The organism is Agrobacterium sp. LMR679, from assembly GCF_027157905.1.
In the GTDB taxonomy this organism is placed as follows: Bacteria; Pseudomonadota; Alphaproteobacteria; order Rhizobiales; family Rhizobiaceae; genus Agrobacterium; species Agrobacterium leguminum.
The window spans coordinates 1,353,749-1,378,875 of record NZ_JAPVOJ010000002.1; the positions used below are offsets into that span (position 1 = coordinate 1,353,749).

Sequence of the window (25,127 nt, forward strand, 5' to 3'; positions counted from 1 at the left end):
GCTGAAGGTATCTGTCGGAATGAAAAAAGCCGCGGCAACTGCCGCGGCTTTTTGTTTTTAGCGATTGGCCATCCGTGACATCTGTTCCGGGTAACGCGCGCCGGCGACTTTTGCGGGCGAAAGCAGCGCGCCGAGGCTGGCGGCTTCTTCCGCTGTCAGCGACACCTCCGCTGCGGCAACGTTCTTCTCCAGATTGGCGATTTTTGTCGTGCCGGGAATCGGAACGATGAAGTCGCCCTGTGCCAGAACCCAGGCCAGCGCCAGTTGCCCGGCGGTTACGCCCTTCTCGGTCGCCATGTCCTCCAGAAGCTTGATGAGCGCCAGATTGGCGTCGAAGTTTTCGCTCTGGAACCGTGGCAGGCCGCGGCGGAAGTCGTCGGATGCAAGGCCGTCGAGTGACTTCAGTGCACCCGTCAGAGCGCCGCGTCCAAGTGGGCTGAAGGGGACGAAACCGATGCCCAGTTCACGGCAGGTTTCCAGCACGCCGTTCTCCTCCACATCGCGGGTCCACAGCGAATATTCGCTCTGAATTGCCGCAATCGGATGAACGGCGTGCGCTTTGCGAAGTGTTTCGGCGCTTGCTTCCGACAGGCCGAGATGCTTCACCTTGCCCTGCTTTACCAGCTCGGCCATGGCGCCCACCGTATCCTCGATCGGAACATTCGGATCGACGCGATGCTGGTAGAACAGGTCGATCTCATCGACGCCAAGGCGTTTGAGAGAGGCTTCGGCGACGGCGCGCACATTTTCCGGGCGGCTGTCGGTGCCCACCATCATCTGGCCAGCGGGTTTGCTGGTGTCGATTTTGAAGCCGAATTTGGTGGCGATGACCACCTTGTCGCGATAGGGCTTCAAACCCTTGCCGACAAGAATCTCGTTATTGTAAGGCCCGTAAACCTCCGCCGTATCGAAAAAGGTGACGCCGAGTTCGACGGCGCGTTCCAGCGTTGCAATTGCGCTGCTCTCATCGCCGGTCGGGCTGTAGGCATGGGTCATTCCCATGCAGCCGAGGCCAAGCGCCGAAACGGAAAGGTTGTTTCCAAGGGTTCTTTGTTTCATCTGTTCGTCCTTCCATAAGGAATCGCCCATCGCTAAGGGCGTGATGAGAAAATAGCGTCTCACGGCGGTAAAAATAATCGCTGCAAATCCGCTTGGGTTGTTCTATTATTTAGAACAATGAACCGTGTGCAACTCTCCCAGCTGGCTGTTCTCGCGGCCGTTGCCGAAGGCCGCAGCTTTCGCAAGGCCGCCGCCGAACTTGCCATTGCCCCTTCCGCCGTCAGCCATGCGGTGTCATCGCTGGAGGCGAGCCTTGGGCTGCGCCTGCTTCATCGTACCACCCGCAGCGTTTCTCCGACAGAGGAGGGCAAGCGGCTTCTCGAGACGCTTGGTCCTGCACTTGCCGATATAGATGCGGTCATCGAGACGCTTGCCGAGCAGGGCGGAAGACCCGCTGGCCCCCTGCGCATCACCCTGCCGCGACTTGCCGCTGAGGACCTCATCGTGCCCCGGCTGGGTGAATTCCTGCAGCTCTACCCCGATATTTCACTCGAAATCTCAACCGACGACCGCTTCGAGGATATTGTCGCGAAAGGTTTCGATGCGGGTCTGCGGCTTGGCGAGCACCTCGATGCGGATATGATTGCGGTGAAAGCGAGCGGCGCATGGCGCGGCGCGATTGTTGGCGCGCCCCCTTATTTCTTAGAAAATCCACCACCGCAGGATCCAAGGGATCTCATCCGGCATCGCTGCATTCGCCGGCGTTTCGCCAGCGGCCTTATCTATCGCTGGGAACTGGAGAAGAATGGCAAGCCATTGGTGGTCGATGTGCAGGGGCCGCTGATCCTGTCGGACCAGAGCCTCATTCGAAGGGCAGCGATTGACGGCGCAGGGCTTGCCTTCGTGTTCGAACAGCGTGTCGAGGACGATATCAGGGAGGGAAGGCTGATCCGGGTGCTGGAGGACTGGTGCGCGCCCTTTGACGGTTTTTACATTTATTATCCCTCGCGCCGGCAGATGCGGCCGGCGCTGAGAGCCTTTGTGGATTTCTTCCGTTTCCGGGGATGATCAGAGGGTGATGCGATAGCGGATATGGCCGTCGCTTTTCACGTAGCTGTCGTAGAGCTTCTGGGCGCGGTGGTTATCCTCGCCGGTGTTCCAGTAAAGCCGTGACCAGCCCTTTTCCTTGCAGATGGCGATAAGATCGTCCATCAGCGCCCGACCTGTCCCCTTGCCACGGATTTCGCCATCGACGAACAGGTCTTCCAGATAGCAGTCTGGCGTCTTCACCCAGGTGGAATCATGGAAGTGGTGAATGGCGAAACCGGCCATGCGGTCGCCGAGCATGGCCACGCGCATGGAGACGCGGGATGCGGGGTCGAGAATGCGTGCCCAGGTATGCTCGGTTACCTCATCGGCAAGATTAACATCATAAAAGGCGAGGTAGTCGTTCCATAGGCGCAGCCATTCCGCCCGGTCAGCGGGCTGCGCGTCGCGAATTCTAAGCTCCATGTTACGCACCCGCTTTGTCGAGAAGTGTCATCATCTCATCCGTCAGCTTTAATTCGACGGCGCGTTTGAAACTTTCGAGCTGGGACAGGCTGGTGGCGCTGGCGATTGGCGCGGTTATCGCCTTCTTTCGCAACAGCCAGGCCAGGGCAATATCGGCGAGCTTGGCCCCGGTTTCCACTGCCACCGCATCCATCGCGCCCAGAATGGCAAGACCGCGCGTATTGACATATTCGCCTACACGGTAGCTGCGGGCGACGCCTTCCGTATCGGCCTTGGCGCGATATTTCCCGGTCAGGAAACCGGCGGCGAGGCTGTAATAATTAATGACGCCGATCTCTTCCTTCTGGCAAAGCTCGGCAAGCGGACCTTCGAAATCCGCGCGGTTATAGAGATTGTACTCCGGCTGCAGCACGTCATAACGGGGAAGATTGTTTTTCTCAGCCGTGTCCAGCGCGTCCTGAAGCTGGCTGGCGGAATAATTGGAGCAGCCGATGGCGCGGATTTTTCCCTGCTCCTTCAGCTTGCCGAAAGCGGCGAGCGTTTCCTCCAGCGGCACATCCGCGTCTGGCTTATGGGCGAGGTAAAGGTCGATATAGTCGGTTTGCAGCCGCTTCAGCGAGGCGTCGACAGCTTCCGCGATCCATTTGGCGCTGAGGCCTGTCTTCTGGCCGCGATTGTCAAAACCGACCTTGGTGACGATTACCGCATCTTCACGCTTCACGCTCGATTGCTTCAGCCATTTGCCGATGATCGTCTCGGACTCGCCGCCCACATGCCCGTCCACCCAGGCGGAATAGACATCCGCCGTGTCGATGGCGTTGAACCCGGCGTCGAAAAAGGCGTCGAGCAGGGCAAAGGAAGTTTTCTCATCCGCTGTCCAGCCGAACACGTTTCCGCCGAAGACGATTGGGGCGATGGAGAGGCCGGTGCGGCCGAGGCTTCGTTTTTCCACGGGGAATGCTCCTGTTGCTGTCTTGGTAGCAAGGTAGCAACTGCTCATCCGCATAACCATTCAATTCCTTTGATGGCATTCATCAGGCAGCGGCAGGATCTGAGATTATCAGGCCTGAAAACCGCGATAATGGCTGGGCGGGTGACGATTATGCTGCTGCCAGACGCGCCGCAGGTGCCGGGCGGAGGCAAAACCCGCCCGTTCGGCAATGGCTTCCATATCCAGGCGGCTGTTGGCGAGAATGTCGCGGGCAAGATTGACCCGCATCAGGTTGACGTAGTCGATGACGCTGATGCCGGTATGCTCGCGAAACAGACGCGAAAGGTGCCTTTCGCTGAGCGCGGCGATATCGGCCAGCCGCTCCAGCGACCAGTCTTGCGCCGGCTCGGCCATCACACGGTCCTGAACCCGGTGAATGGCGGGGTGGATGTGGTTGCGGCCGGTCATCCAGGGAGAGATTTGCGGATCGCTGCCGCTGCGCCTGAGATAAACCACCATGGTTTTGGCAATACGCGCCGCGACCGCAGGCGATGTCAGCCGGGAAACCACATGTAGCATCAGGTCGATGCCGGTGGAAATACCGGCGCTTGAGAAGCGGTTGCCATCCTCGACGAAAAGGCGGTTTTCGGCCACCTGGGACAGCGGCGCGATGCGGCGCAGCCCCTCAACGCAGTCGGCATGGGTCGTGCAGTTGCGGCCGTCGAAAAGCCCGGCTTCGCCCGCCAGCAGCGCGCCTGAGCAGATGGAAATGACTGTCGTATCGAGGCGCACCGCGCGGCGCAGCCATGCCGCCAGCGCCTGCCGCTCTCGCCGTGTCTCCGGATCGTTGTCGAGGCGCGATGTGCTGCCCGAGATCAGCAGGAAAGCATTTTCCGGCAGGGTCTCAGGCAAGCTCTCCAGCCCTGAAAGCGCAAGGCCGATGGAAGATTGTTGTTTGTCAGTCGCGGCAATGTAGCGGCAGTCGAAATGAATGTCCCGCTGTTCCCCGTTGGCATAGCGGATCACTTCGAGCGGACCGGCAATATCGAGCAACAGCGCATGTGGCGGCACAAGCGTATAAAAGGGAATGAAGCGTGTGCCGCCTTTATCCATCAGGCGGCCTCTTTGACGGCGGCAAGTGCGTCGTCGACGGTCACGATGCGCGCGAAGCGGCCGGCCAGCACCAGTTCGGTCCGCTTGCGGATATCGTCCGGGCTGAAGACGGTGCCGGAAGCATGTGTCATCGGGAAAGTCAGCGTCGCTTCGGTGACGTAATCGACGCTATAGCCAAGATCGGAAGCATGCCGGGTGGTGGTTTCACAGCATTGTTCGGTGCGGATACCGGAGACGATCAGCCGGTTGATGCCCTTCTGCGTCAGCCAGATTTCGAGGCCGGTGCCGGCAAAAGCCGAATGGCGGTTCTTGTGAAAGGTGACATCTGGGGCAATCCGCACACCCTCCAGCGCCCGGATATAGCCGCTGTCTTTTGAGAAGGCCCTGTCGCCATCGACATGGAAGATTTGCACGACGGGAATGCCCGCAGCCCTTGCACCGTCGATCAGTGCCTGCTGCTTTTCCAGATAGGCGGCAAGCTCGCTTTCTTCGAAGTAAGGGGCGTGCCGAAAGGATTCCTGAACGTCGATAACAAGCAGTGCTGTGTGGGAAGAGGACATTTCATGTTTCTCCATTGGGTTCATGCATAGCATAATTCCTCTAAGCAAACTCGGAGAAAAGCAGGCATTCCGACAAAGACAGGACAAATTCAGCCATACCTTGCTCTGTCATGCATCTGCGGCTTGCCAGACCGTGTGACGATGGTAAGTTTTCGACGGATGGCAGAGCGGGAGAATGGAATGCTGCGCTTCGGAATAATCTCAACGGCGAAAATCGCTCAGGATCACGTCATTCCGGCGATACAGGATGCGCAAAACTGCGTGGTCGGCGCCATCGCCAGCCGTGACCATGCCAGGGCCCGCGCGGTGGCGGATCGTTTTTCCGTGCCATACGCCTTCGGCTCCTATGAGGAGATGCTGGCCTCGGATGTGATCGACGCCGTCTATATTCCGCTTCCGACCTCGCAGCATGTAGAATGGACCATCAAGGCCGCCGATGCCGGCAAGCATGTTCTGTGCGAAAAGCCGATTGCATTGAAGGCAGAGGAGATCGACACCCTCATCGCCGCGCGTGACCGCAACCGTGTTGTCATTTCGGAAGCTTTCATGGTCACCTATGCGCCCGTCTGGGCGAAGGTGAAGGAATTGCTGGCATCCGGCGCGATCGGCACACTGAAGCATGTTCAGGGCGCTTTCAGCTATTTCAACCGCGATCCCGGCAATATGCGCAATATTCCCGAACTGGGAGGCGGCGCCTTGCCGGATATCGGTGTTTACCCAACCATCGTTACCCGCTTCGCTACGGGTGCGGAGCCCCGGCGCGTACAGGCCACCGTCGAGCGCGACAAGGAATTCGGCACGGATATCTATTCCAGCGTCAGGGCCGATTTCGGCGATTTCGAACTGAGTTTTTATCTGGCCACACAGCTTGCCGCCCGTCAGCTCATGGTTTTCCATGGCACTGAGGGCTACATTGAGGTCAAATCTCCCTTCAATGCCAATCGCTGGGGTGCGGAAGAGATCGAACTGACCAATCAGGCCCATAACCAGTCGCAAATCTTCCGGTTTCAGGATAGCCGCCAATATAAGCTGGAGGCGGAGGCCTTTGCCCGTGCGGCGAAGGGCGAGGGCGACGTTGTGACGCTGGAAAGCTCGAGAAAGAACCAGGTTTTCATCGACGCTATCTACCGGGCGGCGGAAAAGGATGGCTGGGAGACGGTTTAGTCCTGATCTTGCCGTTGCTTTTGAAGCCGCCAGTAGCCGTAAAGCGCCAGCGCCAGTGCTGCGATTATTGAAAAGGCAAGCGGGACGAGCGGCTGTACAAGCGGGTTGCGCCATTGCAGGAGGGCAAACAGGCCGACACTCACGATACGTGAGGTGAGCGTGACGGCATTCATCAGAAAGCTGCTCAGCCTGGCTGATGCCTCACCATTTTCACGGTTCAGCCGCCAGCTTGTTGCAAGCCCCGTTGCTGCGCCCGGCAAACGGGCGGCCAGCGGATCGACGCCGAGATAGAAAATAAGCAGACAGGTAACGGCAAGGTCGGCGGCCAGTCCGCATGTCTCGGTCAACGCAAAGTGCGGAAGCCTCAAGATCGTGGGCTTTTAGAGGGTTGGCTGGGTGGAACGCGGGCGCTGCAGCACCAGAAGGCCGAGGACGACACCCACGACACCGAAATTATAACCGGCGAGTGCCAGAAGCAGCGACATCAAGGGCACGGCCGTGGAAGAAAGTGCAATCGCCACGCCATAGGCACCGATAATCATCATGCAGATGAAAACGATGCTGAAAACCGAACGGAGCGCAACTGCGGTTACGCCGAGCGCCGTGGCGGTAAGAAAAATCATGATGCCGCCTCCTCTTTGGTTGTCGGGCCTGGGGCAAGACGTACCGCCGTTTTCCCTAACGAACCCTTGTTTCCTCCTCCAATCCCCATTTTCCTAACTCGTTAGTTGAGGATATGGTTTCATCGCCGTTAAAATGAGGCTGGCCGGCGCCGGCATTTCCGAATCGACGGGTTTTGGTTACAAACGGGCATGAGCGATATCTTCTCCCACGCAGCATTGAGCAATCTTGCCGAGTTCTCGGTTTCCGAACTGTCGGGTTCCATCAAGCGCACGGTGGAGACGGCTTTCGAGCAGGTGCGGGTGCGCGGCGAAATTTCCGGCTATCGTGGGCCGCATTCGTCAGGACACGCCTATTTCTCGTTGAAGGACGACCGCGCCCGTATCGATGCGGTGATCTGGAAAGGCACCTTTTCACGGCTGAAGTTCCGCCCGGAAGAGGGCATGGAAGTCATCGCCACCGGCAAGGTCACAACCTTTCCCGGCTCGTCGAAATACCAGATCGTCATAGAAAGCCTTGAGCCTGCCGGTGCGGGTGCACTGATGGCGCTTCTCGAAGATCGCCGCCGGCGTCTGGCGGCGGAAGGGCTGTTCGATGCGACCCGCAAGCGCCGGCTGCCCTTCATGCCGCATGTCATCGGCGTCGTCACTTCGCCCACCGGCGCGGTTATTCGCGATATTCTTCACCGCATTTCGGATCGCTTTCCGGTCCATGTGATCGTCTGGCCGGTCAAGGTGCAGGGCGAAGGTTCGGGCGAAGAAGTGGCGAACGCCATTCGCGGTTTCAACGCGTTTCAGCCCGGTGGTGAGATTGCGCGGCCGGATGTGCTGATTGTCGCGCGCGGCGGCGGCAGTCTGGAGGACCTCTGGAGCTTCAACGACGAAATCGTCGTACGCGCCGCAGCCGAAAGCGAAATCCCGCTGATTTCCGCCGTCGGGCATGAAACCGATACGACCTTGATCGACTACGCTGCCGATGTGCGTGCGCCGACCCCGACGGGGGCCGCCGAAATGGCCGTGCCGGTGCGTGCGGAACTGGAAGCGCAGCTCTCCGGCCTTGCCGCGCGACTTTCCGGCTCGGTATCGCGGCAGATGGACAATCGCCGTCAGGGCGTGCGGGCGCTGGTGCGCGCGCTGCCGTCGCTCGATCAGCTTCTGGCCCTGCCGCGCCGCCGGTTTGATGAGGCCGCGAGCGGTCTCGGTCGAGGATTGGAAGTGACAACGCTCAACAAGCGCCGTGCTTTTGAGCGGTCCGCCTCCGGTCTCAGGCCGGAAACTCTGCTGAACGGTCTCAAACAGCACAGGCAACGGATTACCGAGCGCATGCACCGGGCCGAGACCCTGGTGGAGCGCCGTCTGCTGCAGGGAAAAGGCCGTGTCGATGCCTTCGATTCCGCGCTGCGTTCGCTTCCCGCCCGCCTGCTCGGCCAGCTGGAGCGGCAGAAGGAGCGGGTCGTCACCGGCGCGCGCCGGGCCGATACCGCAGTGTTGCACCGCATGGCGCAGAACCGTGCGGGCCTTGCCGCCCATGACCGCATCCTGCAATCGCTCTCTTATAAAAACGTGCTGAAACGCGGTTATGCCGTGATCCGCGATGAGGAGAACCGGCCGCTGACCCGCGCTGCCGCTGTCGCTTCAGGTACTGTGATCTCGATGGAATTTGCCGATGGCCGCGTCTCGGCCATCACGACGGGGGAGGGCGCGCCGTCCCCTGATAACCCTGTAGTGCCCAAAAAGAAGCCGGCGAAACCGGCTTCTTCCGATCCGGGCAATCAGGGCAGCCTGTTCTGATCAGATCGACGCCGCATCCGAAAAACGGCGGCTGACGGTGAAGGTCTTTTCGATATCGGGATGCAGTTCCATGCCAAGGCCGGCGCCCGGCGGCACGGTGATCATGCCGTTCTTCACCTCAGGCAATGCGGTGACGAGATCGCGATACCAGGTCTTGTAGAAGGCGCGTACGCTTTCCTGCACCAGCGCGTTCGGCGCGTTGAGCGACAGATGGGTGGAGGCGCAGAGCACCACCGGCCCGGTGCAATCATGCGGGGCGACGGGCAGATGCCAGGCTTCCGCCATCGAAGCGATCTTGCGCGCCTCCGAAAGCCCGCCGCACCAGCTGATATCAAGCATCACCACGCCAGCTGCACCCGTTTCCAGCAGGTCGCGGAAGGCCCAGCGGGAGCCGAGCGTTTCGGAGGCGGAAATCGGCGCGGGCGACACGGCGGCATAACGCGTCAGGCTGGAAAGGCTGTCCATCTTGATCGGGTCTTCATGCCAGAAGGTCTGGTAGGGGGTGAGCGCCTTGGCGATCTGCATGGCGGGCAGAAGCTGCCACATGGAGTGAAACTCCACCATGATATCCATCTTGTCACCCACCGCCTTGCGGATTTTTTCGAAGGGCTCGAGCGCGCTTTTCAGGTCCGGCATCGAGATGTATTGCCCGCGCGTCTTTTCCGCCGCCGCATCGAAGGGCCAGATCTTCATGGCGGTGATGCCGTCTTCCAGCAGCGAATGGGCAAGCTCGTCCGCCCGGTGCAGGAAGCCGTTCAGATCGTCATAGTCCTTGCCGCCGGAAAGGCCGTAATTGGCCGTCTGCTGCCCGGTGGCCTTCTTGATATATTCGGTGCCCGCGCAGGTATTGTAGGTGCGGATTTCCTTGCGGCTGAAACCGCCGAGAAGCTGGGCGATGGGCTGGTTTGTGGCCTTGCCGAAAATATCCCACAGCGCGATATCGAAAGCGGAGTTGCCGCGCACTTCCGCGCCCGATGAACGGAAGCCGAGATAACCGACGAGATCCTGCGCCAGAAGGTCGATCTGCAGCGGATCGCGGCCGATCACCCGGGGCGCGATATATTCGTGCACATAGGTTTCCACCGTTTCGGCGCCATAAAAGGTTTCGCCAAGCCCGGTAATGCCCTCATCGGTATGGACCAGAACCCAGAGCAGGTTTGCCCGTTCCGCCACACGGACGGTCTCGAGTTTCGTGATTTTCATGAAAGTGTCTCCTCCAGAGATTTTCGTCTGGGATTGCGTTGAAAAAAATCAGGCGATGCCGGCGGCCAGGAGCGCATGCACGCTTTCATCGAAATGCCGCGCCATCAGCGTTGAGGCCGTTTGCGGATCGCCGGCGGCAATGGCCTGCCCGATGGCGATGTGAAGTTCGCCGGCTGCATGGCGCTGCGCATCGGATGTGCGGCTTTTCCAGCCGATTGGCCATGTCTGGCGCGTCACATTCTGGAAAGCGCCGAGAATGAGCTCGAAAACCGGGTTCTTGGAGGCCCGGGCGACGGCGAGGTGAAAGGCAAGGTCGTGTTCCATGACCTTGTCATTGTCACCGAAATCCCGCTCCATGTTGTTGGCATGGTCGAGAATGGTGAGCGCTTCCGCATCCGTGCGCCTTAGCGCCGCGAGCGTCACGGTTCTGACTTCGATTGTGCGGCGCACATCGTAGATCTGCTGGATGTTGATCTGTTCGGTGTGAATGCCATGTTCGAACATCAATGACATCGCACCATGATCCAGCGTCGCCACCGTGGCGCGCTTGCCGGCGTTGACATCGATCAGCCGCATGGCCGAGAGGGACCGGAAGGCCTCACGAACGACGGTGCGCGAAACACCGAGCTGCTGTGAGAGCGAGAGCTCGCTGGGGAGTTTCGCCCCGGGTGCAAGTTCGTTTTCCCTGATATGGCGGGTGATCGCTCCGATCGTGCTGCTGACGAGACCGGATTCATGCGAAATGGCAGTTAACATTTTTCCTCCAACCTGTAGTACAGGTTTACGGAAAATTGCTTACAGGATTTTTTGGAGCGAAACAAGCGCCATCATGGAACCATTGCGTGTTTGTCGGGCCGAAAAGCCTATTCTTCAAAATCCCGCAAAAACCGTTTCAGCAGCCGGTTCAGCGTCGCACGCTCTTCTTCGCTGAGGCCGGCGACCAGGCGGTGCTGGTTTTCGACGTGAGCGCCTGCCGCTTCCTCGACAATGGCAAACCCCCGTTCCGTCAACGATATCAGGACGCTGCGCCGGTCGTTCGGGTTATGGATGCGCTCCACCAGCCCGGCTTTCTCGAGCTGGTCGATGCGGTTGGTCATGGTGCCGGAACTCACCATCGTCATGGCTAAAAGATCGCCGGGGGAAAGCCGGTATGGTGAGCCGGAGCGCCGCAATGTCGCCAGCACATCGAAAGCGGAAGAGGAAAGCCCGTGCTTCAGCAGCACCGCCTCCACCTCCCGGCCGAGATGGGTAGCGAGACGGTTCAGGCGCCCGAGCAGCCCCATGGGGCCGACATCGAGATCGGGTCGCTCCCTGCGCCATTGCGCCAGAATGTGATCGACGTGGTCCAGCGGTTCTTTGCTCATCACCAAGGCATAACAATTGATGTCTTGACGTCAAGATAAAATCGACTAGACTGTATTTATCTTGATGTAGAGATTCTTGAAATGAAGAAAAATACGACCTACGCCGCCGATGTGCTGGTGACCGCCCTTGCCCCGGCCATCTGGGGAACCACCTATTTCGTGACGACCGAATTTTTGCCGCACGGTTATCCCTTTCATGTCGCGATGCTGCGCGCATTGCCCGCCGGCGTGCTTTTGCTGCTTTTCGTGAGAAAGCTGCCGCACGGCATCTGGTGGCCGCGCAGCTTCATTCTCGGAGCGCTGAATTTCTCGTTCTTCTGGGCGATGCTTTTCGTGTCGGCCTATCGGCTGCCGGGCGGCGTCGCGGCAACGGTGGGCGCAGTCCAGCCACTGATCGTAATTGGCCTTTCCCGCCTGTTTCTCGCGGCGCCCGTCCGGCCGCTGGCCATCGCGGCCGGTTTTCTCGGCATTGTCGGGGTTGCGCTTCTGGTTCTGGCGCCGGGCGCTGCGCTGGATGGTATCGGTGTGGCGGCAGGTCTTGCCGGCGCCGTCTCCATGGCTTTTGGAACGGTGCTGACCCGTAAATGGCGGCCGCCGGTGTCGAACCTCACGTTTACCGCCTGGCAATTGACGGCGGGCGGTCTTCTGTTGCTGCCCGTCGCCTATTTCCTGGAACCGGCCCTGCCGACGCCGACAGCGGCCAATATTCTCGGCATGGCCTATCTGGGACTTATCGGTGCCGCCCTGACCTATTTTCTATGGTTTCGCGGGCTTGCCCGCATCGAACCTTCCGCCGCCGCATCGCTCGGTTTTCTAAGCCCGGTCGTTGCAACCCTGCTTGGCTGGCTGGCGCTCGGCCAAAGCCTCACGCCAGCGCAGATCGTCGGTTTCGTTGCGGTGCTTTTCAGCATCTGGCTCAGTCAGCGCAGCCAGTTGCCGAGATAGGCGTCGTCAGGCCCATTCGCCCTTGCGCATCACCGGAACCGTGGAGCCGTCCGGCTTCACACCGTCAATATCCACCTTGTCGGAGCCGATCATCCAGTCGATATGGATCAGGCTTGAGTTGCCGCCCTGCGCCTTGATCTCATCCTGCGACAGCGAAGCGCCGTCGAGGAAGCATTTCGAATAGCATTGGCCAAGCGCGATGTGGCAGGAGGCGTTTTCATCGAAAAGCGTATTGTAGAACAGGATGCCGCTTGCCGAGATCGGCGAGGAATGCGGCACCAGCGCCACTTCGCCGAGACGCCGCGCGCCCTCGTCGGTGTCGAGTACCTTGTTCAGCACCGCTTCGCCCTTCGAAGCCTTGGCTTGGACGATACGGCCGGCTTCGAACTTCACCTGTATGTCGTCGATCAGCGTTCCCTGATGCGACAGCGGCTTGGTGCTGGAGACGTAACCGTCGACACGCAGCGCATGCGGGGTGGTGAAGACTTCTTCCGTCGGGATATTCGGGTTGCAGGTCACGCCATTCTTGGCGGTGGAGGCGCCGCCATGCCATTCATGGCCGTCGGCGAGGCCGATCTTCACATCCGTACCGGGGCCGGTGAAATGCAAGGAGGAGAAGCGCTCGCCGTTCAGCCATGCCGAACGTTTGGCGAGATTGGCATTGTGCTGCACCCAGGCTGCCACCGGATCGGCCAGATCCACCCGCGATGCGGCGAAGATGGCGTCCGCGAGCTTGCGAACAGCTTCGTCTTCCGTCACATCCGGAAAGACCTGCTTTGCCCAGGAGGGATTCGGATAGGAGATGATGTTCCAGTTGATGTCGAAATTGGAAATCTTCTCCAGCGCCGGCTTGTAGGCCGTGGAGTTTGCCTTGTTGGCGCGGGCCACCTTGGCGGGGTCCTGTTCAGCCAGCAGCATGGGGTTGTCGCCGGCAATCGCCAGCCGTGCCGCGCCATTGGCATAGGCCTTCGCCATGCCTTCATAAAGCCAGCCGGAAGCCCGGTCGAAATTGGCGTCGCTGGCGTGGCGATAGCGGGCAAGCGTGGTTTCTTCGTCGGAATAGAAGGTGGTGACCAGCCCGCCACCCGCCATATAGGCGTGTTTGGTCAAAAATCGCACCAGCGGCAGCGCCGCCAGCGGTGCGGTAATCACCAGATCCTGATCCTTCTGCAATTGCAGGCCGACCTTAACGGCGACTTCGGCCAGTTTTTCGAGTTTGACGGGATCGATGGGGGAAACGGTCATGATCTGCCTTCGTCTATTTCAATAGGAGGCGCCGACCATAGCCCATTCCTTCCGAAAGCCAAATGTTTTCAGGCGCGTCCCTTACGCTTCAATCGGCGACCAGCGGCGCGGCAATGGCCTTCAGCGCGCTTTGGGCATCGCGGGGCGAAAGCCTCACCTGCAGGCCGCGTTGCCCGCCATTCATGTAGACATAATCATGCGCCATGGCCCCGGCCTCGATGGCCGTCGGCACCTGTTTCTTCTGCCCGAAAGGGCTGATGCCGCCGACATGATAACCGGTGGCCCGTTCCGCATCGGCAGGCTTCATCATGCTGGCGGATTTGCCACCGAAGGCGGCGGCCAGCTTCTTCATGCTAACCTCGCGATCCGAAGGGACGACGACGCAGACCGGTTTGCCATCGAGTTCCGCCATCAGCGTTTTTAGGACGAGATGCGGTGGCTCACCGATCGCCTCGGCCGCCTGCAGGCCGATGCGGTCGGCATTCGGATCATAGTCATAGGTGACGGTGGTGAAGGCAACACCGGCCTTGGTCAGCATCTGGGTGGCACGGGTTGTTTTGGACATGGCGGGCTGCGTTCACGCAAAAAGGGTCTGGTAGGTTTCAGGCTTGAAACCGACGGTTATCCTGTCCTTCGCTTCCAGCACGGGACGCTTGATCATGGAGGGCTGTTCCAGCATCAGCTCGATGGCCTTCTCACGGGTGAGATCGGCCTTCTGGCCGTCGTCGAGTTTTTTGAAGGTCGTGCCGGCCCGGTTGAGAACCGTTTCCCAGCCCGCGGCATCGCACCATGTTTCCAGATGGGCACGGTCGATGCCGGCCGCCTTATAGTCATGGAAAGAATAGTCGACGCCGTTGGCTTCCAGCCAGCTTCTGGCCTTCTTCATCGTGTCGCAGTTCTTGATGCCGTAAATCGTGACCGTCATGCCTTCTGCCTCTTTGTCTCTAAAAGCACTTCCGGCATAACAAAATATCCGTCTTATTCAACCCGCCTGCTGAAGTGCCCTGCGGATATATCCGGTCCTGACGCTTAAGCCATGCAAAATCGCAATGGCTGATATCCAAACGAGCGCGAGCAAAGCTGCATGGCTTCCCTGCTACATCATGAGTTGTAGAGCGGGCCGGAAATGCCCATTATCTGGGCATCAAAGATGGAGAGAAAAATGCGTCAGGTTGCAAAGACATCGCGTAACTTCTTCGGTGAAACTTTCGCCGTTCTCGGTGCAGCGCTCTCGGTTTCGGCCGCTGTTCGCGCACATCGCAAGCCCGCCCGCGCCGATCTCGAAGCCCTCGGCATCGACGGCAAGGCTTTCGACAAGGTACAGCTCTAAGCTGGTCATTATCCGTTGCGAGGCGATATCGCCTCGCTTGCGCTCAGGATCGATAACCGGATCGGTTTTCGGCCGGCGCGGTGGATGTGCGGCTGGCGCGAAACGCGTCGGATTCGCACAACAAGGTTCCGTATAGTTCTCAATGGAGAATGCGGAAAAATTGTCGGTATCAGAGCGCTATGCCGCTTCAGGTGCATGTTATCGCACCGATGCCCTTTGTGTCGGCCGTTTCAAAGGTCCGATCACTTTTTCCGGCAAATGTAGCTGGCTTTCAGGCCGTTCATAACGCTCCGCTTTCGGCGAGAGTGCGAAGCGCCCGAGCAGCTCATGCCGTGTTTCGCCATTGTGGCTGAAAACGAGTTCGAAGCTCCCCGCCAGCCAGCTATAGGGTTTATCAGCCGGCATCAGCTCAATTTTCCCGCAGCCGTAGATCACTGTGAGATGTGGCGTAAACGACGATGCGGCGACATAGGGCAGGTTTGCCCGCCGCAGGGCGCGCTGCACGATTTTCGCCAGAGCCTTAAGTTCCTGCATCTCGCGGCTGCTGCGTAGCGCCAGACTGTTGCGATTGCCGAAAAGCGATGTTCCATCGAATGTGATCGGCACGGGCCGCGCCTTGATCTCCCCCAGTGCTGCCTTCAGCCTCTTTACCAGCCCTTGAGGCACGGTCTCGAAACCTCCGATACAGAGCAGGCTTATATGCAGAAGCTCCGGCGGATAAGCCTCACGCTTCGTCCGCCCTGCGGCATGGCGCGACGCATCGGCAAAAATTCGTTCCGCCAGGGCCGCCGGCGGTTTCACCGTAATCAAGAGCTTGCTGCTAAATCGCGGATTGAAACGCCGTATTTTCTCCGGCTCCCATCCTTCGAAGAAAAGCTGCCTTAAACCTCCTTCATCTGCCAACCCGAAACCCATAGCGATGCTCCACGGCCTTTGCCCGGGCCGGGATATTATCACCAATGGCAATAATTTAAAGAACAAAAAGAGAACGATTGTCTTGCGGCGCTTACCAGATACCGGGAAATAGGCGGTAGCGCCTTTCACGGGCATAATCAGCATAACCGAGCAACTCGGCCTGGAGCAGACGATCTTCCCAGCCGGTGCGCAGGATCAGCAGGGCGATGGCCAAGGCGGCGGGGAGCAGAGCCACCCAGGAACCCAATGCGGGCGGTATGCCAGTGAACATGGCGATTGCTGCCGTGTAACCGGGGTGGCGCACGATAGCGTATGGGCCCGACGTGATCACCCGCTGTCCGCGCTCGCTTTGGATGCGGACACCCGGCTCGAAGAACGGATTGACAGCCTGAGCCCACGCCGTAACCGCAATGCCGCCGACAAGCAGGATATACCCGAGCAGAATGGCCCAAAGCGGCACGGTGGACCATCCCATCCGGCCGGCATCGAGTGCCGCAACCGGGATTTCAGCGGCAAAAGCGAGAAGGATGCCGGTGACGAGGAACAGGTCCCATGTCTTGGTGCCCGGCTGGAACCGGCTGCGCGCGCGGAAAATGGCCGGGTTCACACGCGCCAATACCAGCGCGGAAAGGCCAAAAGCGGCGACGACGACCGCGAGGAAAACCCAGCCCGGACACCAGTCGATCCGGCCCGCAGGCAGAAAGATCAGGGCCAGCAGGCTGAGCGGCGAAATAATGGCGTAGAGGATCGCGGCGGCGCGTGACATTGGCTTCGGATCGACATCGTGTGTCATCGATGGGCTCCTCCCCTTGCCCTTCGCAGGCGAATGTAGCTTCTCCTAGCGGACTGCATGACACTGGCTAAAGCCGTGCCGGACCGAGAGTACTCTGCGAAGGACAGTCGAAATACTGGCGAAAAAGGGCACAAAGTCAAACGTGCAAGCGGCGTCGTGGCTCGTCAGCCGCATGACACGAGCTTCTCGACCCGGAACGATGCGGCCTCGGTTGGGGGAGTGGATCAGCTGCCACCGGCTTTGGAGGAGTCCCGTCATATCCGTCACGCGCACTCGGTCTCCGGCAAGCTCTTGGCAGCGGTCATAGGTTAAAACCGCTTGGCGTTGACATTCTATCTACTAGTTGGTAGGTAACTTCCATGAAAAATCCACAGACCAAAGCTGATGAAATCCTCCGTTGCGCACGCTCCCTGATCATAAAGGGCGGCTATAACAGTTTCAGCTACGCCGACATTTCCGCCGTGGTCGGCATTCGCAATGCGAGCATTCACCACCATTTTCCCAGCAAGTCCGATCTGGTCCAAAGGCTTGTTGCCCAATACAGGCAGGAGGCGGAAGTCGGTATCGCCGAACTGGAGCGAAACATTTCCGACCCGCTCGAACAGCTCCGCGCCTATATCGGCTATTGGGAGGGCTGTATCGCCGAGGCTACTCATCCCTTCTGCGTCTGCGCTCTGCTTGCCAGTGAAATTCCGGTTCTCCCTGAAACGGTCGCTCTTGAAGTGCGCGCGCATTTTCGAAATCTCTCCGACTGGCTCACCGCCGTTCTGGAACGTGGCGTTGCCCAGGGGCGCCTCGCGCTGAAGGGAACCGCCAAAGCCAATGCTGAAATCTTCATGGCCACCGTGCACGGCGCGATGCTTTCCGCCCGTGCCCATGGTGATGCGACGACTTTTGGCGCAATAACCCGCCCCATGCTGGAGCGCATGACCTGAGCGGCACGCCACCGAAAAAATAGACCGCATTAAGCTGGCAGATTTGTCGATGACAGTCTGCTTCCCGGACCACCACGTCCTTCTGGACGAGAAAGGCAATCTCCCATGTTCGGAATTTCTCCGCTCGGCTGGATCCATACGCTTGGAAGCCTGCCGGCCATTCCCGCCGCCATTTACATGTTTGCCCGCCATGGTCGAATCGTTCCCCGATCAGCGCCGGGCGCCCTCTATCTTGTCTCCATGCTGATCGGCGCTGCGACGGTCTTCCTCGTGGCGCATCAGCCGGTCAGTTACGGCGTTGGCGTCCTGACCATCCTTTTCCTGCTCGCAGGTTACGGCATCGAAGGCGTTCTGGGTTCAACGCGCACGGCCAGATATATTGAAACCATCTGTCTCAGCATCAGTGCATTTCTTTTGATGGTTCCGACGGTGAGCGAAATCCTGCGCCGTGTTCCAGACGGTCACCCTCTGGTTACGGACCTGAAATCGCCGCTGCTTCTCGGCGCTCAGGCAGGGTTGCTGGCGATCCTTGTGGTCGGCCTGACCGCCCAGATCATCTATCTCGCACGACAAAACAGAAGCGCCGCGAACTAGTCGCGGCGTCATCTTTACAGGATCGTTTCGAGTATAGTCCTTATTCCCACTCGATCGTGCCGGGCGGCTTGCTCGTCACGTCATAGACGACGCGATTGATGCCGCGCACCTCGTTGATGATGCGGGTTGCCGCGCGGCCAAGGAAATTCATGTCATAGGGATAGAAATCCGCCGTCATGCCATCCACCGAGGTCACGGCGCGAAGCGCGCAGACGAAGTCATAGGTACGGTAATCGCCCATGACGCCGACGGTCTGCACCGGCAGCAGCACGGCGAAAGCCTGCCAGATGGTGTCGTAGAGACCGGCCTTGCGGATTTCATCGAGATAGATCGCATCCGCCTTGCGCAGAATATCGAGCTTCTCACGGGTAATCGCACCGGGGCAGCGGATTGCCAGGCCCGGACCGGGGAAGGGGTGGCGGCCGATGAAGCTGTCCGGCAGGCCGAGTTCACGGCCGAGCGCGCGTACTTCATCCTTGAAGAGTTCGCGCAGCGGCTCGACGAGCTGCATGTTCATCCGCTCGGGAAGACCGCCGACATTGTGGTGGCTCTTGATGGTGACCGAGGGGCCGCCGGAGAAGGAGACGCTTTCGATGACGTCAGGGTAAAGCGTGCCCTGCGCCAGGAAATTCGGTGCGCCCTTGCCATCGGCGGCAATCTTGGCCGCTTCGGCCTCGAAGACCTCAATGAACAGGCGTCCGATGGTCTTGCGCTTCACTTCCGGATCGGAAACGCCCGACAGTTCGCCGAGGAACAGGTCGGCGGCATCCACATGCACCAGCGGAATATTGTAGTGGTCGCGGAACATGCCGACGACCTGCTCGCTTTCGCCAAGCCGCATCAGGCCGTGGTCGACGTAAACGCAGGTGAGCTGGTCGCCGATCGCCTCATGGATAAGGATGGCCGCAACCGAGGAATCGACGCCGCCGGAAAGCGCGCAGAGCACGCGGCCGGTGCCGACCTGTTCGCGGATCTTGCGGATCATTTCGGCGCGATAGGCCGCCATCGTCCAATCGGATTTGAGCCCCACGATCTTGTGCACGAAGTTGGAGAGCAGCTTGCCGCCGTCGGGCGTATGCACCACTTCCGGGTGGAACATGGTGGAGTAGTAGTGACGCTTCTCGTCCGCGGCGATGGCGAAAGGTGCGTTCTCGGAGGTCGCGATGACCTCGAAACCTTCCGGCAGCTTCGTTACGCGGTCGCCATGGCTCATCCAGACGGGATAGCTCTTGCCCTGTTCCCAGAAGCCTTCGAAAAGCGGGCTCGCCTTCTTGATGTCGATATCGGCGCGGCCGAATTCCGCCGCATGGCCACCCTCGACCACACCGCCGAGCTGCGTGCAGAGCGTCTGTTGGCCGTAGCAGATGCCGAGGATCGGAACCTTGCTGTCGAACACCGCCTGCGGTGCGCGCGGGCTTCCTTCCGCCGTGACAGATGCGGGGCCGCCGGAGAAGATCACGCCCTTGGGCTGAAGCTTCTCGAACGCCTCTGCGGCATTCTGGAACGGATGGATTTCGCAATAGACCCCGGCTTCGCGGATGCGGCGCGCAATCAGCTGCGTCACCTGGCTGCCGAAATCGATGATGAGAATGCTGTCGGGATGGGCTATCTGGGTCATGGCGAGCCTTTAAAGAAAATGGCGGCTTTAGGCAACCCGGAAGCGGGCGTCAAACAGCGGAAATTTGCGAAAATCGCAAGGTTCTAAAGGGCAATCACGCCGTCCTCGATGGCGCGGCAAAGCCGATGGACGGCATCCGCCAGCTTTTCATCGATGATGTGCAGGTACTCCGTCCAGTCGTCCACATGGTTCACATCCACCTTGCCATCGGAAATGCCGCGCAGACTGACGAGCGGTACGCCGAAGCGCTGGCAGGCTCTCAAAACCGCAAAGGTTTCCATTTCCACCATATCGGCGTCGATCAGCCCGTAGGCCTCGCCCGATACGACATTGGCGCCCGTGGAAAGCCGCGCCTCGGCAATTTCGGGTATTCGCAAAGGCAAGGCCACTTCGGCGGGCAGATCGAGCAGCGGCGTGCAGCCCTTTTCGAAACCGAAGGCGGAGGCGTCCATGTCACGATAGGAAACCGAAATCGCCTGATAGATGCCGGTTTGCTCCAGCGTCCGCGAACCGGCGGACCCAAGCGAAACGATGAGGTCGGGCAGGTGATCGGCCGCATCGAGACCGGCAAGAACGGCCGTGACGGCAATCGCCGCCTCGACCGGGCCGATACCGGTCATCAGCGGCGCAATGCGTGCCTGAAGATGGGGACCGTATTCGGGGGAAGCCGCCATGACGAAGAGGACGGATTTATCCGCAACATGCAAAAGCCGGTAGCTCATCCGGTAATATCCTCGCGCCCCTTCACCACCATCATCGTGCCCGTCATGGAGGCGATCAGCTTCGCCGGTCCGTCGGATAGCGCATAGGCGCGGCCATCGGCGACGATCAGGTTGTTCCCCGGCTTGATGATTTCGCCGCGAAACAGGAACCGCTCGCCGCGCCCGGGCGACATGAGGTTGACCTTGAACTCGATGGTCAGCAGCGAGGCTTCCGGCTCGATGATCGTATAAGCGGCGTAGGTGCAGGCCGTATCCAGACCGGCGGCGATGACGCCCGCATGCAATATGCCGTGCTGCTGCGTCAGCTTTTCATGAAAAGGGAGTTCGATTTCCACCAGCCGGTGTTCGATACGGCTGATCTCGGCGTTAATCGCCTGCACCACGCCCTGCCGCGCAAAGCTTCTTTCTATCCGCTGACGAAAATCGCCGGGATCCGTGATCTCCATGGCCTACCTGCCTGCTTCTGCCTCATCGCAAACTGACATGGCGCGTGGCGGCAGACAAGGCAAGTGCGGTGCGGGGATTTAGTTCAACATGCCGATGCTTGCATTCAGCACCGTGGCAAAGGCGACCCATACGGCATAGGGTACGAAAAGCCACATGGATATGCGGTCACGGCGGTAGGCGAGCGCCACGAAGGCCACGATGCAGATCAGCATCGGAATGATGACGATGAGTGCGCCCGCCGGGCTCTGCATTCCGAAAAAAATCGGAGACCACAGGAAGTTCAGCACCATCTGCGTGAACCAGAGCCGCATGCGCGTTCCCATCGGCTTGCGGATCCATGTCCGTGCGCCGGCAATGCCGATCAGCACGTAAAGCGCGGTCCAGACAGGCCCGAAAATCCAGTTGGGCGGATTGAAGAAGGGCTTCTGCAGCGATTGATACCATTCGCCGGGCACATTGTTGACGCCGATCAGCGCCCCCACGGCAACAACAGCAACCACAAAAACGACATAGACGGCAAGGTTTCTCATGATCCGTCCAATGCGCCGGCCGGGCTTTTGTTCCCCTGTCTTTTCAGTATTTTAGCTGGACAGACGCACGATGTGCTGGTCCCACGCCACGTCGCTGCGCCGGGTCTCAAAAAATCCGTCATAGGAAGAAACCGCAATGCCTCTCGCGGCGGGCGCGACGCCTGCCGCTTCCCGCACGGTCGTCTCGGAAACGACGCGGCCGGTTTTTGCATCCAGCGTCACGGCGGCGTTGCCGTTGGGCGATGTCAGGCCCACCAGCCCATCGCGCCGGTTGACGGCAATGGCACCGACATAATTGGCAAGGCGCACCGTCGTTTCTTCCGGCAGATCGACGAAGGTGAGAGCCTCGCCCCTGGAGAAATGGCCGACAAGCGGCGGGAGATCGTTGCGCGGTCCCTCATATTGGCAGGCGAACCAGATACGCCCGTCATCGCCGAGATCGACATGGCGGGTGGAAAGCTGCCGCAGATGCGCCGGCATGGCGTGTTTCTGGATCACTTGCCCGGTCGAGGCGTCCAGAAGCACGAGCGACGGCTGCATATTGTCGACATTGAGCTTGGTTCGGCCGAAATCCGGATGGGTCTCGATGCCGCCATTGGCGATCACGATCAGCCGGCCGTCATCGCTCACCGTCATGTCATGTGTGCCGATGCCATGCGCATCATATTCGCCGATGCGGGCAAAGCCGTTACGGGCGTCATAGAGCCCGATAACGCCGCGATTGCCGTCGAAGTCGTTTTCGCTGGCATAGAGGATTGCCCCGTCAGGGGAAAATTGCCCATGGCCGTAGAAGTGGCGGTTTTCCGGCGTGTGCATCACGATGGGTTCGCCGCGCCGCGCGGGGTCGAAGGCCATGAAGAAGGTGCCGGGCCGGCGCGCAAAGGCCACGGTCATGCCGGTCGCGTGGCTCGTCGCCATTCCATGCGCGCGGGCAGGAAGCGCGACGCGGTCGATGATCTCGCCGCGTTCGCTCACCGTCGCAATGCCGTAGGACCCGTCACGGGCGCGGAAGGCGGAAGCAAAGACCGCGTCTGTCCGCTCCAGCGCATAAAGTGAGCGGGGAGCCAGCCCGGCGAGGAAGGGAGTTCCCGCCGCTTTGATGAAGCTGCGCCGATCTATCAGCATCCGTTTGGCGCCGGAGATCATCGGCTCAGTCCCCATCGGCGAAGGAGAAGCCGGAGCTGAGGCCGATGGCGCCGCCATATTGATCGTTCAAGCGGTAGATCAGGTCTTTGCCGTTGAGCAGCAGATAATCCACCTTGGCGCGCTGATCGCCCTGATCCAGCGCCTTTTGCACATCCGTATCGATTGTCCCGGCAACGCGGATCATCGATTTGGCGATGAAATCGATGGAGTTGACGATGGAGCGCTGATCGGGCGGTACGAGTTCCACCATATCTGCCGTGTGCAGCAGCGTCTGAACCGCCTTGATATTGGTAGAAATGCTCTGCCATGTCAGGCCGGAGCGCCAATAAATGGCGGTGCGGGGAAATCTTGCCTTGTCCGGCCCCTTGTAGAAGGTTTCGATCCGCTGGTCGCGAATGGCTTCGGAGCCATGGACGAGAATGCCGAGCAGGGCAACAAGCGCCTCGCGCTCGTCACGAAAGACGGGGTTGTCCGCTCCGGGCTGCGTCCAGTTTTTCAAGGCACCGTCAGGCGCATTCCAGCTGTCGGAAAGTTCTGCCGCCACATTGGCGATATTACCGGCGATGGCCGCACCGTAACGGCAGCGGAAATCACCCTTCCTGTCTAGCAGTTCTTCCGCCCCGGTTCCGTAAAGCACGAACTCAAGAGCGCCGAGCCCCTGCGCCGCAACGCTCTTGCCGCTCAGACCATCCGCACTCGTGACGCTTTCATCCTTTTCGGTGAGATAACGCTGCACCTGTTTCAGCCCGAGACCCTTCTTGTCGGGATAATAAAGCACACGTTCGAAACGGTTCTTCTCGATGACGGGGCCGACACGCACGATCTCGATGGTCGACCAGCTTGATACCGTATCGACAAAGGCAGCCTTGGCCGCCGCTGCCGTCGTTTCGGAGGGAGCGGTGCAGAAAGCTTTCATGCGGCCTTCCAGCGTCTCCGCCGACTGCCGGAAGCGGTCATAACCGGGGCGGATGAAACCGTTCACCGCCTTTTCCATCACGCCCCGCACCTGAACCGGGTCGAGCGGCGGCGGCGGCATCAGCTCCACATCCTGCGCCCTTGCCGGCGGCGTGGTCAGAAGCAGCAGCACGGACATGACGCCGGAAATTTTTCGCATGGCATTTTTCATCAAAGGGACTCCAGAAAGGCCAGCAAAGCCTGCCGGTCGGATTTTTGCAAGGCGGCAAAGGCGTCGCGCGCTTTTTGCCCTTCGCCGCCGTGCCACAATATCGCTTCCTGCAGGCTGCGCGCCCGGCCGTCATGCAGGTAAAAACCGTTGCCATTGACCTTTTGCGTCAGGCCTATGCCCCAGAGCGGCTGGGTTCGCCACTGTCTGCCATTTGCTTCTCCTACCTGCTGGCCATCGGCAAGTCCTTCGCCCATGTCATGCAGCAGAAAATCGGAATAGGGCCAGATCAGCTGAAAAGAATGCATGGGGTCGGCAACGTCGCGGCGTGTGACGAATTTCGGGGTGTGGCAGGCCGTACAGCCGGAGGCGTAGAAAAGCTGCTTTCCCTGCAGGACCGTCGGATCATCGACATTGCGGCGGCGCGGCACGGCGAGATTTTCGGTGTAGAAGGTCACGAGATCGAGAACCGGATCGGGCGCCTCCACCGGCCCGAGCCTCAGCTGCACGCCGGTCGGCATGGCAAGACAGTCTTTCTGGACCTCCGTGCAGTCGCCATAGGCATTCGGCGCATCCGGTGTGGAAATGCCGATATCGTGGGAGAAGGCGCTGGCGCTCTGGTCTCGCACGCTCGCATTCTGCGCTTTCCAGCCAAACCGCCCGAGTTTCACCTCGCCGGTCCGATGGTCTTTGACCCATGCGGGACGCCCGGCAATGCCGTCGCCATCATTGTCGTCCGGGTCGGCCCTGGCTAGAATATCGGCCTCGACAATGGCCTCGATCAGGCCAAGACCGAGGGTGGGTATGGCAATGCGCGCCGAAAGCGTCGTGTCGGCGCCAAGCGGACCATATTGCAGGTTCGCCACGGCATAGTCGGGTTTGCGCAGCATCACCACCTCGCCATCCGCCAGCTGAACCGGTTCTTCCGTATAGGCGATGACCGGCTTGCCTTCGGCGGCGAGGCCGGGAATGGCCAGGTTCTGAAGCTGCCGGCCATAGGTCTCATCGGGAAAATTTAAGGTCTGGTGGCTGGCAATGGCCTGTCGTTCGGCCTCATTGCGCGCCGGTCGCGCCAGCCGCAGAAACAGCGAGACGGCGTCTTCTCCGGCAAGAGGCGGTCGACCCCTGCCATCCTTCACATGGCAGGTCTGGCAGGATCGAGCGTTAAACAGCGGCCCGAGCCCGTCCGAGGCCTGTGTGGAAGAGGGGGAGGAGACCCAGAGCTTCTGGAACAGTGCATTGCCGAGCTTGAAATCCTGCTTCCGCTCGAGCGGCATGGTGGCGGAAGGATGCGAAAACGCGCCGCTGTCGGCCTTGCTGGCGCTGGTCGTCGCTCCACCGGCCATGGCCTCGAAGGGTTCCGGCCTGGTAAAATCCGTCGTTGGCGCAGTCACGGCCAGCACGCGGCTTCGATCTTTTTCCGTCAGATCGTTGCGCAGCGGTTCGGCAAGCGCCATCGACGCCACAAGGCAGGCTGCCCCGGCGAAGAAAAATGGCTTGCGGATCGGCGGCAGCAAAAATTGCATG

General features: G+C 60.0%; 29 protein-coding genes. 7 read left to right on the forward strand and 22 right to left on the reverse strand.

Annotated elements, in window-relative coordinates; translation table 11 throughout:
• Positions 1–57 precede the first annotated feature (57 nt).
• Positions 58–1,059, reverse strand: coding sequence for an aldo/keto reductase (locus O3W47_RS17235; RefSeq protein WP_137452481.1), 1,002 nt, complete (start codon positions 1,057–1,059; stop codon positions 58–60).
• 117 nt (positions 1,060–1,176) lie between these two features.
• Between O3W47_RS17235 and O3W47_RS17240 the strand changes: the two genes are divergently transcribed.
• Positions 1,177–2,067 (forward strand): LysR family transcriptional regulator, encoded by an 891-nt coding sequence (locus O3W47_RS17240; protein WP_269314234.1) that lies wholly within the window; start codon positions 1,177–1,179, stop codon positions 2,065–2,067.
• Here O3W47_RS17240 and O3W47_RS17245 read toward each other — a convergent pair whose 3' ends face one another.
• From O3W47_RS17245 to O3W47_RS17260, 4 genes are all read right to left on the reverse strand, one after another.
• Positions 2,068–2,511, reverse strand: coding sequence for a GNAT family N-acetyltransferase (locus O3W47_RS17245; protein ID WP_262534634.1), 444 nt, complete (start codon positions 2,509–2,511; stop codon positions 2,068–2,070).
• A 1-nt stretch (position 2,512) separates the two neighbouring features.
• Complete coding sequence (locus O3W47_RS17250; RefSeq protein WP_127756727.1) at positions 2,513–3,463, reverse strand: aldo/keto reductase; 951 nt, start codon at positions 3,461–3,463, stop codon at positions 2,513–2,515.
• 108 nt (positions 3,464–3,571) lie between these two features.
• On the reverse strand, positions 3,572–4,555 hold the full coding sequence (locus O3W47_RS17255) for a GlxA family transcriptional regulator (protein WP_137452477.1): 984 nt from the start codon (positions 4,553–4,555) through the stop codon (positions 3,572–3,574).
• A complete protein-coding gene (locus O3W47_RS17260) occupies positions 4,555–5,115 on the reverse strand; it encodes a cysteine hydrolase family protein (RefSeq protein WP_269314237.1) in 561 nt (186 codons plus the stop codon). The genes O3W47_RS17255 and O3W47_RS17260 overlap by 1 nt, the downstream gene beginning before the upstream one ends.
• A gap of 180 nt (positions 5,116–5,295) precedes the next feature.
• Between O3W47_RS17260 and O3W47_RS17265 the strand changes: the two genes are divergently transcribed.
• Entirely contained in the window at positions 5,296–6,279 is a 984-nt protein-coding gene (locus O3W47_RS17265) for a Gfo/Idh/MocA family protein (RefSeq protein WP_269314239.1), read from the forward strand.
• Here O3W47_RS17265 and O3W47_RS17270 read toward each other — a convergent pair.
• Entirely contained in the window at positions 6,276–6,647 is a 372-nt protein-coding gene (locus O3W47_RS17270; protein ID WP_269314240.1) for a hypothetical protein, read from the reverse strand. The two genes, O3W47_RS17265 and O3W47_RS17270, sit on opposite strands and share 4 nt — an antisense overlap.
• Positions 6,648–6,659: 12 nt before the next feature.
• The gene (locus tag O3W47_RS17275; RefSeq protein ID WP_020812414.1) at positions 6,660–6,902 is read right to left on the reverse strand and encodes a hypothetical protein; all 243 of its coding nucleotides are present in this window, start codon (positions 6,900–6,902) and stop codon (positions 6,660–6,662) included.
• A gap of 189 nt (positions 6,903–7,091) precedes the next feature.
• Between O3W47_RS17275 and xseA the strand changes: the two genes are divergently transcribed.
• Complete coding sequence (gene xseA / locus O3W47_RS17280) at positions 7,092–8,690, forward strand: exodeoxyribonuclease VII large subunit (RefSeq protein ID WP_269314242.1); 1,599 nt, start codon at positions 7,092–7,094, stop codon at positions 8,688–8,690.
• On the opposite strand, the gene O3W47_RS17285 is transcribed toward xseA, so the two are convergent.
• The 3 genes from O3W47_RS17285 to O3W47_RS17295 all read right to left on the reverse strand — a co-directional run bounded on the left by O3W47_RS17285 (position 8,691) and on the right by O3W47_RS17295 (position 11,257).
• A complete protein-coding gene (locus O3W47_RS17285; protein ID WP_020011125.1) occupies positions 8,691–9,893 on the reverse strand; it encodes a mandelate racemase/muconate lactonizing enzyme family protein in 1,203 nt (400 codons plus the stop codon).
• Positions 9,894–9,941: 48 nt separating this feature from the next.
• On the reverse strand, positions 9,942–10,649 hold the full coding sequence (locus O3W47_RS17290; RefSeq protein WP_269314244.1) for a FadR/GntR family transcriptional regulator: 708 nt from the start codon (positions 10,647–10,649) through the stop codon (positions 9,942–9,944).
• A 107-nt stretch (positions 10,650–10,756) separates the two neighbouring features.
• Positions 10,757–11,257, reverse strand: coding sequence for a MarR family winged helix-turn-helix transcriptional regulator (locus O3W47_RS17295; RefSeq protein WP_174024128.1), 501 nt, complete (start codon positions 11,255–11,257; stop codon positions 10,757–10,759).
• 81 nt (positions 11,258–11,338) lie between these two features.
• Here O3W47_RS17295 and pecM point away from each other — a divergent pair, with 81 nt between their 5' ends.
• Positions 11,339–12,202, forward strand: coding sequence for a 4-hydroxybenzaldehyde efflux transporter PecM (pecM, locus tag O3W47_RS17300; RefSeq protein WP_269314248.1), 864 nt, complete (start codon positions 11,339–11,341; stop codon positions 12,200–12,202).
• Positions 12,203–12,208: 6 nt separating this feature from the next.
• On the opposite strand, the gene O3W47_RS17305 is transcribed toward pecM, so the two are convergent.
• From O3W47_RS17305 to O3W47_RS17315, 3 genes are all read right to left on the reverse strand, one after another.
• Entirely contained in the window at positions 12,209–13,447 is a 1,239-nt protein-coding gene (locus O3W47_RS17305; protein WP_269314249.1) for an aminopeptidase, read from the reverse strand.
• 88 nt (positions 13,448–13,535) lie between these two features.
• The gene (gene ybaK, locus O3W47_RS17310) at positions 13,536–14,012 is read right to left on the reverse strand and encodes a Cys-tRNA(Pro) deacylase (RefSeq protein ID WP_020812408.1); all 477 of its coding nucleotides are present in this window, start codon (positions 14,010–14,012) and stop codon (positions 13,536–13,538) included.
• 12 nt (positions 14,013–14,024) lie between these two features.
• Positions 14,025–14,372, reverse strand: a complete 348-nt coding sequence (locus O3W47_RS17315) for an ArsC family reductase (RefSeq protein WP_269314250.1) — start codon at positions 14,370–14,372, stop codon at positions 14,025–14,027.
• A 237-nt stretch (positions 14,373–14,609) separates the two neighbouring features.
• Between O3W47_RS17315 and O3W47_RS17320 the strand changes: the two genes are divergently transcribed.
• Positions 14,610–14,777, forward strand: a complete 168-nt coding sequence (locus tag O3W47_RS17320; RefSeq protein ID WP_003503889.1) for a hypothetical protein — start codon at positions 14,610–14,612, stop codon at positions 14,775–14,777.
• Between the two features lie 198 nt (positions 14,778–14,975).
• Here the strand turns inward: O3W47_RS17320 and O3W47_RS17325 are convergent, their stop codons facing one another.
• Positions 14,976–15,692, reverse strand: coding sequence for a 2'-5' RNA ligase family protein (locus O3W47_RS17325; RefSeq protein WP_331283567.1), 717 nt, complete (start codon positions 15,690–15,692; stop codon positions 14,976–14,978).
• A 91-nt stretch (positions 15,693–15,783) separates the two neighbouring features.
• Positions 15,784–16,485 carry a methyltransferase family protein gene (locus O3W47_RS17330; protein ID WP_269314252.1) on the reverse strand — a complete coding sequence of 234 codons (702 nt, stop codon included), beginning with the start codon at positions 16,483–16,485 and terminating at the stop codon, positions 15,784–15,786.
• A gap of 359 nt (positions 16,486–16,844) precedes the next feature.
• On the opposite strand from O3W47_RS17330, the gene O3W47_RS17335 reads away from it, so the two are divergent.
• Together O3W47_RS17335 and O3W47_RS17340 are read left to right on the forward strand one after the other, a co-directional pair.
• On the forward strand, positions 16,845–17,420 hold the full coding sequence (locus tag O3W47_RS17335; RefSeq protein WP_137452472.1) for a TetR/AcrR family transcriptional regulator: 576 nt from the start codon (positions 16,845–16,847) through the stop codon (positions 17,418–17,420).
• Between the two features lie 105 nt (positions 17,421–17,525).
• Positions 17,526–18,014, forward strand: coding sequence for a hypothetical protein (locus O3W47_RS17340; RefSeq protein WP_137452471.1), 489 nt, complete (start codon positions 17,526–17,528; stop codon positions 18,012–18,014).
• A 40-nt stretch (positions 18,015–18,054) separates the two neighbouring features.
• On the opposite strand, the gene guaA is transcribed toward O3W47_RS17340, so the two are convergent.
• From guaA to O3W47_RS17375, 7 genes are all read right to left on the reverse strand, one after another.
• Entirely contained in the window at positions 18,055–19,632 is a 1,578-nt protein-coding gene (gene guaA, locus O3W47_RS17345; RefSeq protein WP_003520133.1) for a glutamine-hydrolyzing GMP synthase, read from the reverse strand.
• 83 nt (positions 19,633–19,715) lie between these two features.
• Positions 19,716–20,354: a 5'-methylthioadenosine/S-adenosylhomocysteine nucleosidase gene (locus O3W47_RS17350; protein ID WP_269314253.1), complete on the reverse strand. Its 639-nt coding sequence runs from the start codon at positions 20,352–20,354 to the stop codon at positions 19,716–19,718.
• Positions 20,351–20,800 (reverse strand): PaaI family thioesterase, encoded by a 450-nt coding sequence (locus O3W47_RS17355; RefSeq protein WP_003520131.1) that lies wholly within the window; start codon positions 20,798–20,800, stop codon positions 20,351–20,353. Before O3W47_RS17355 ends, O3W47_RS17350 begins: the two co-directional genes overlap by 4 nt.
• 78 nt (positions 20,801–20,878) lie before the next feature.
• Positions 20,879–21,331, reverse strand: coding sequence for a TspO/MBR family protein (locus O3W47_RS17360; RefSeq protein WP_137004256.1), 453 nt, complete (start codon positions 21,329–21,331; stop codon positions 20,879–20,881).
• A gap of 51 nt (positions 21,332–21,382) precedes the next feature.
• Positions 21,383–22,477: a DUF1513 domain-containing protein gene (locus O3W47_RS17365; RefSeq protein ID WP_269314254.1), complete on the reverse strand. Its 1,095-nt coding sequence runs from the start codon at positions 22,475–22,477 to the stop codon at positions 21,383–21,385.
• Between the two features lie 4 nt (positions 22,478–22,481).
• Entirely contained in the window at positions 22,482–23,603 is a 1,122-nt protein-coding gene (locus O3W47_RS17370) for an imelysin family protein (RefSeq protein ID WP_127756744.1), read from the reverse strand.
• Positions 23,603–25,126, reverse strand: a complete 1,524-nt coding sequence (locus O3W47_RS17375) for a di-heme oxidoreductase family protein (RefSeq protein ID WP_269314255.1) — start codon at positions 25,124–25,126, stop codon at positions 23,603–23,605. Before O3W47_RS17375 ends, O3W47_RS17370 begins: the two co-directional genes overlap by 1 nt.
• Position 25,127 lies beyond the last annotated feature (1 nt).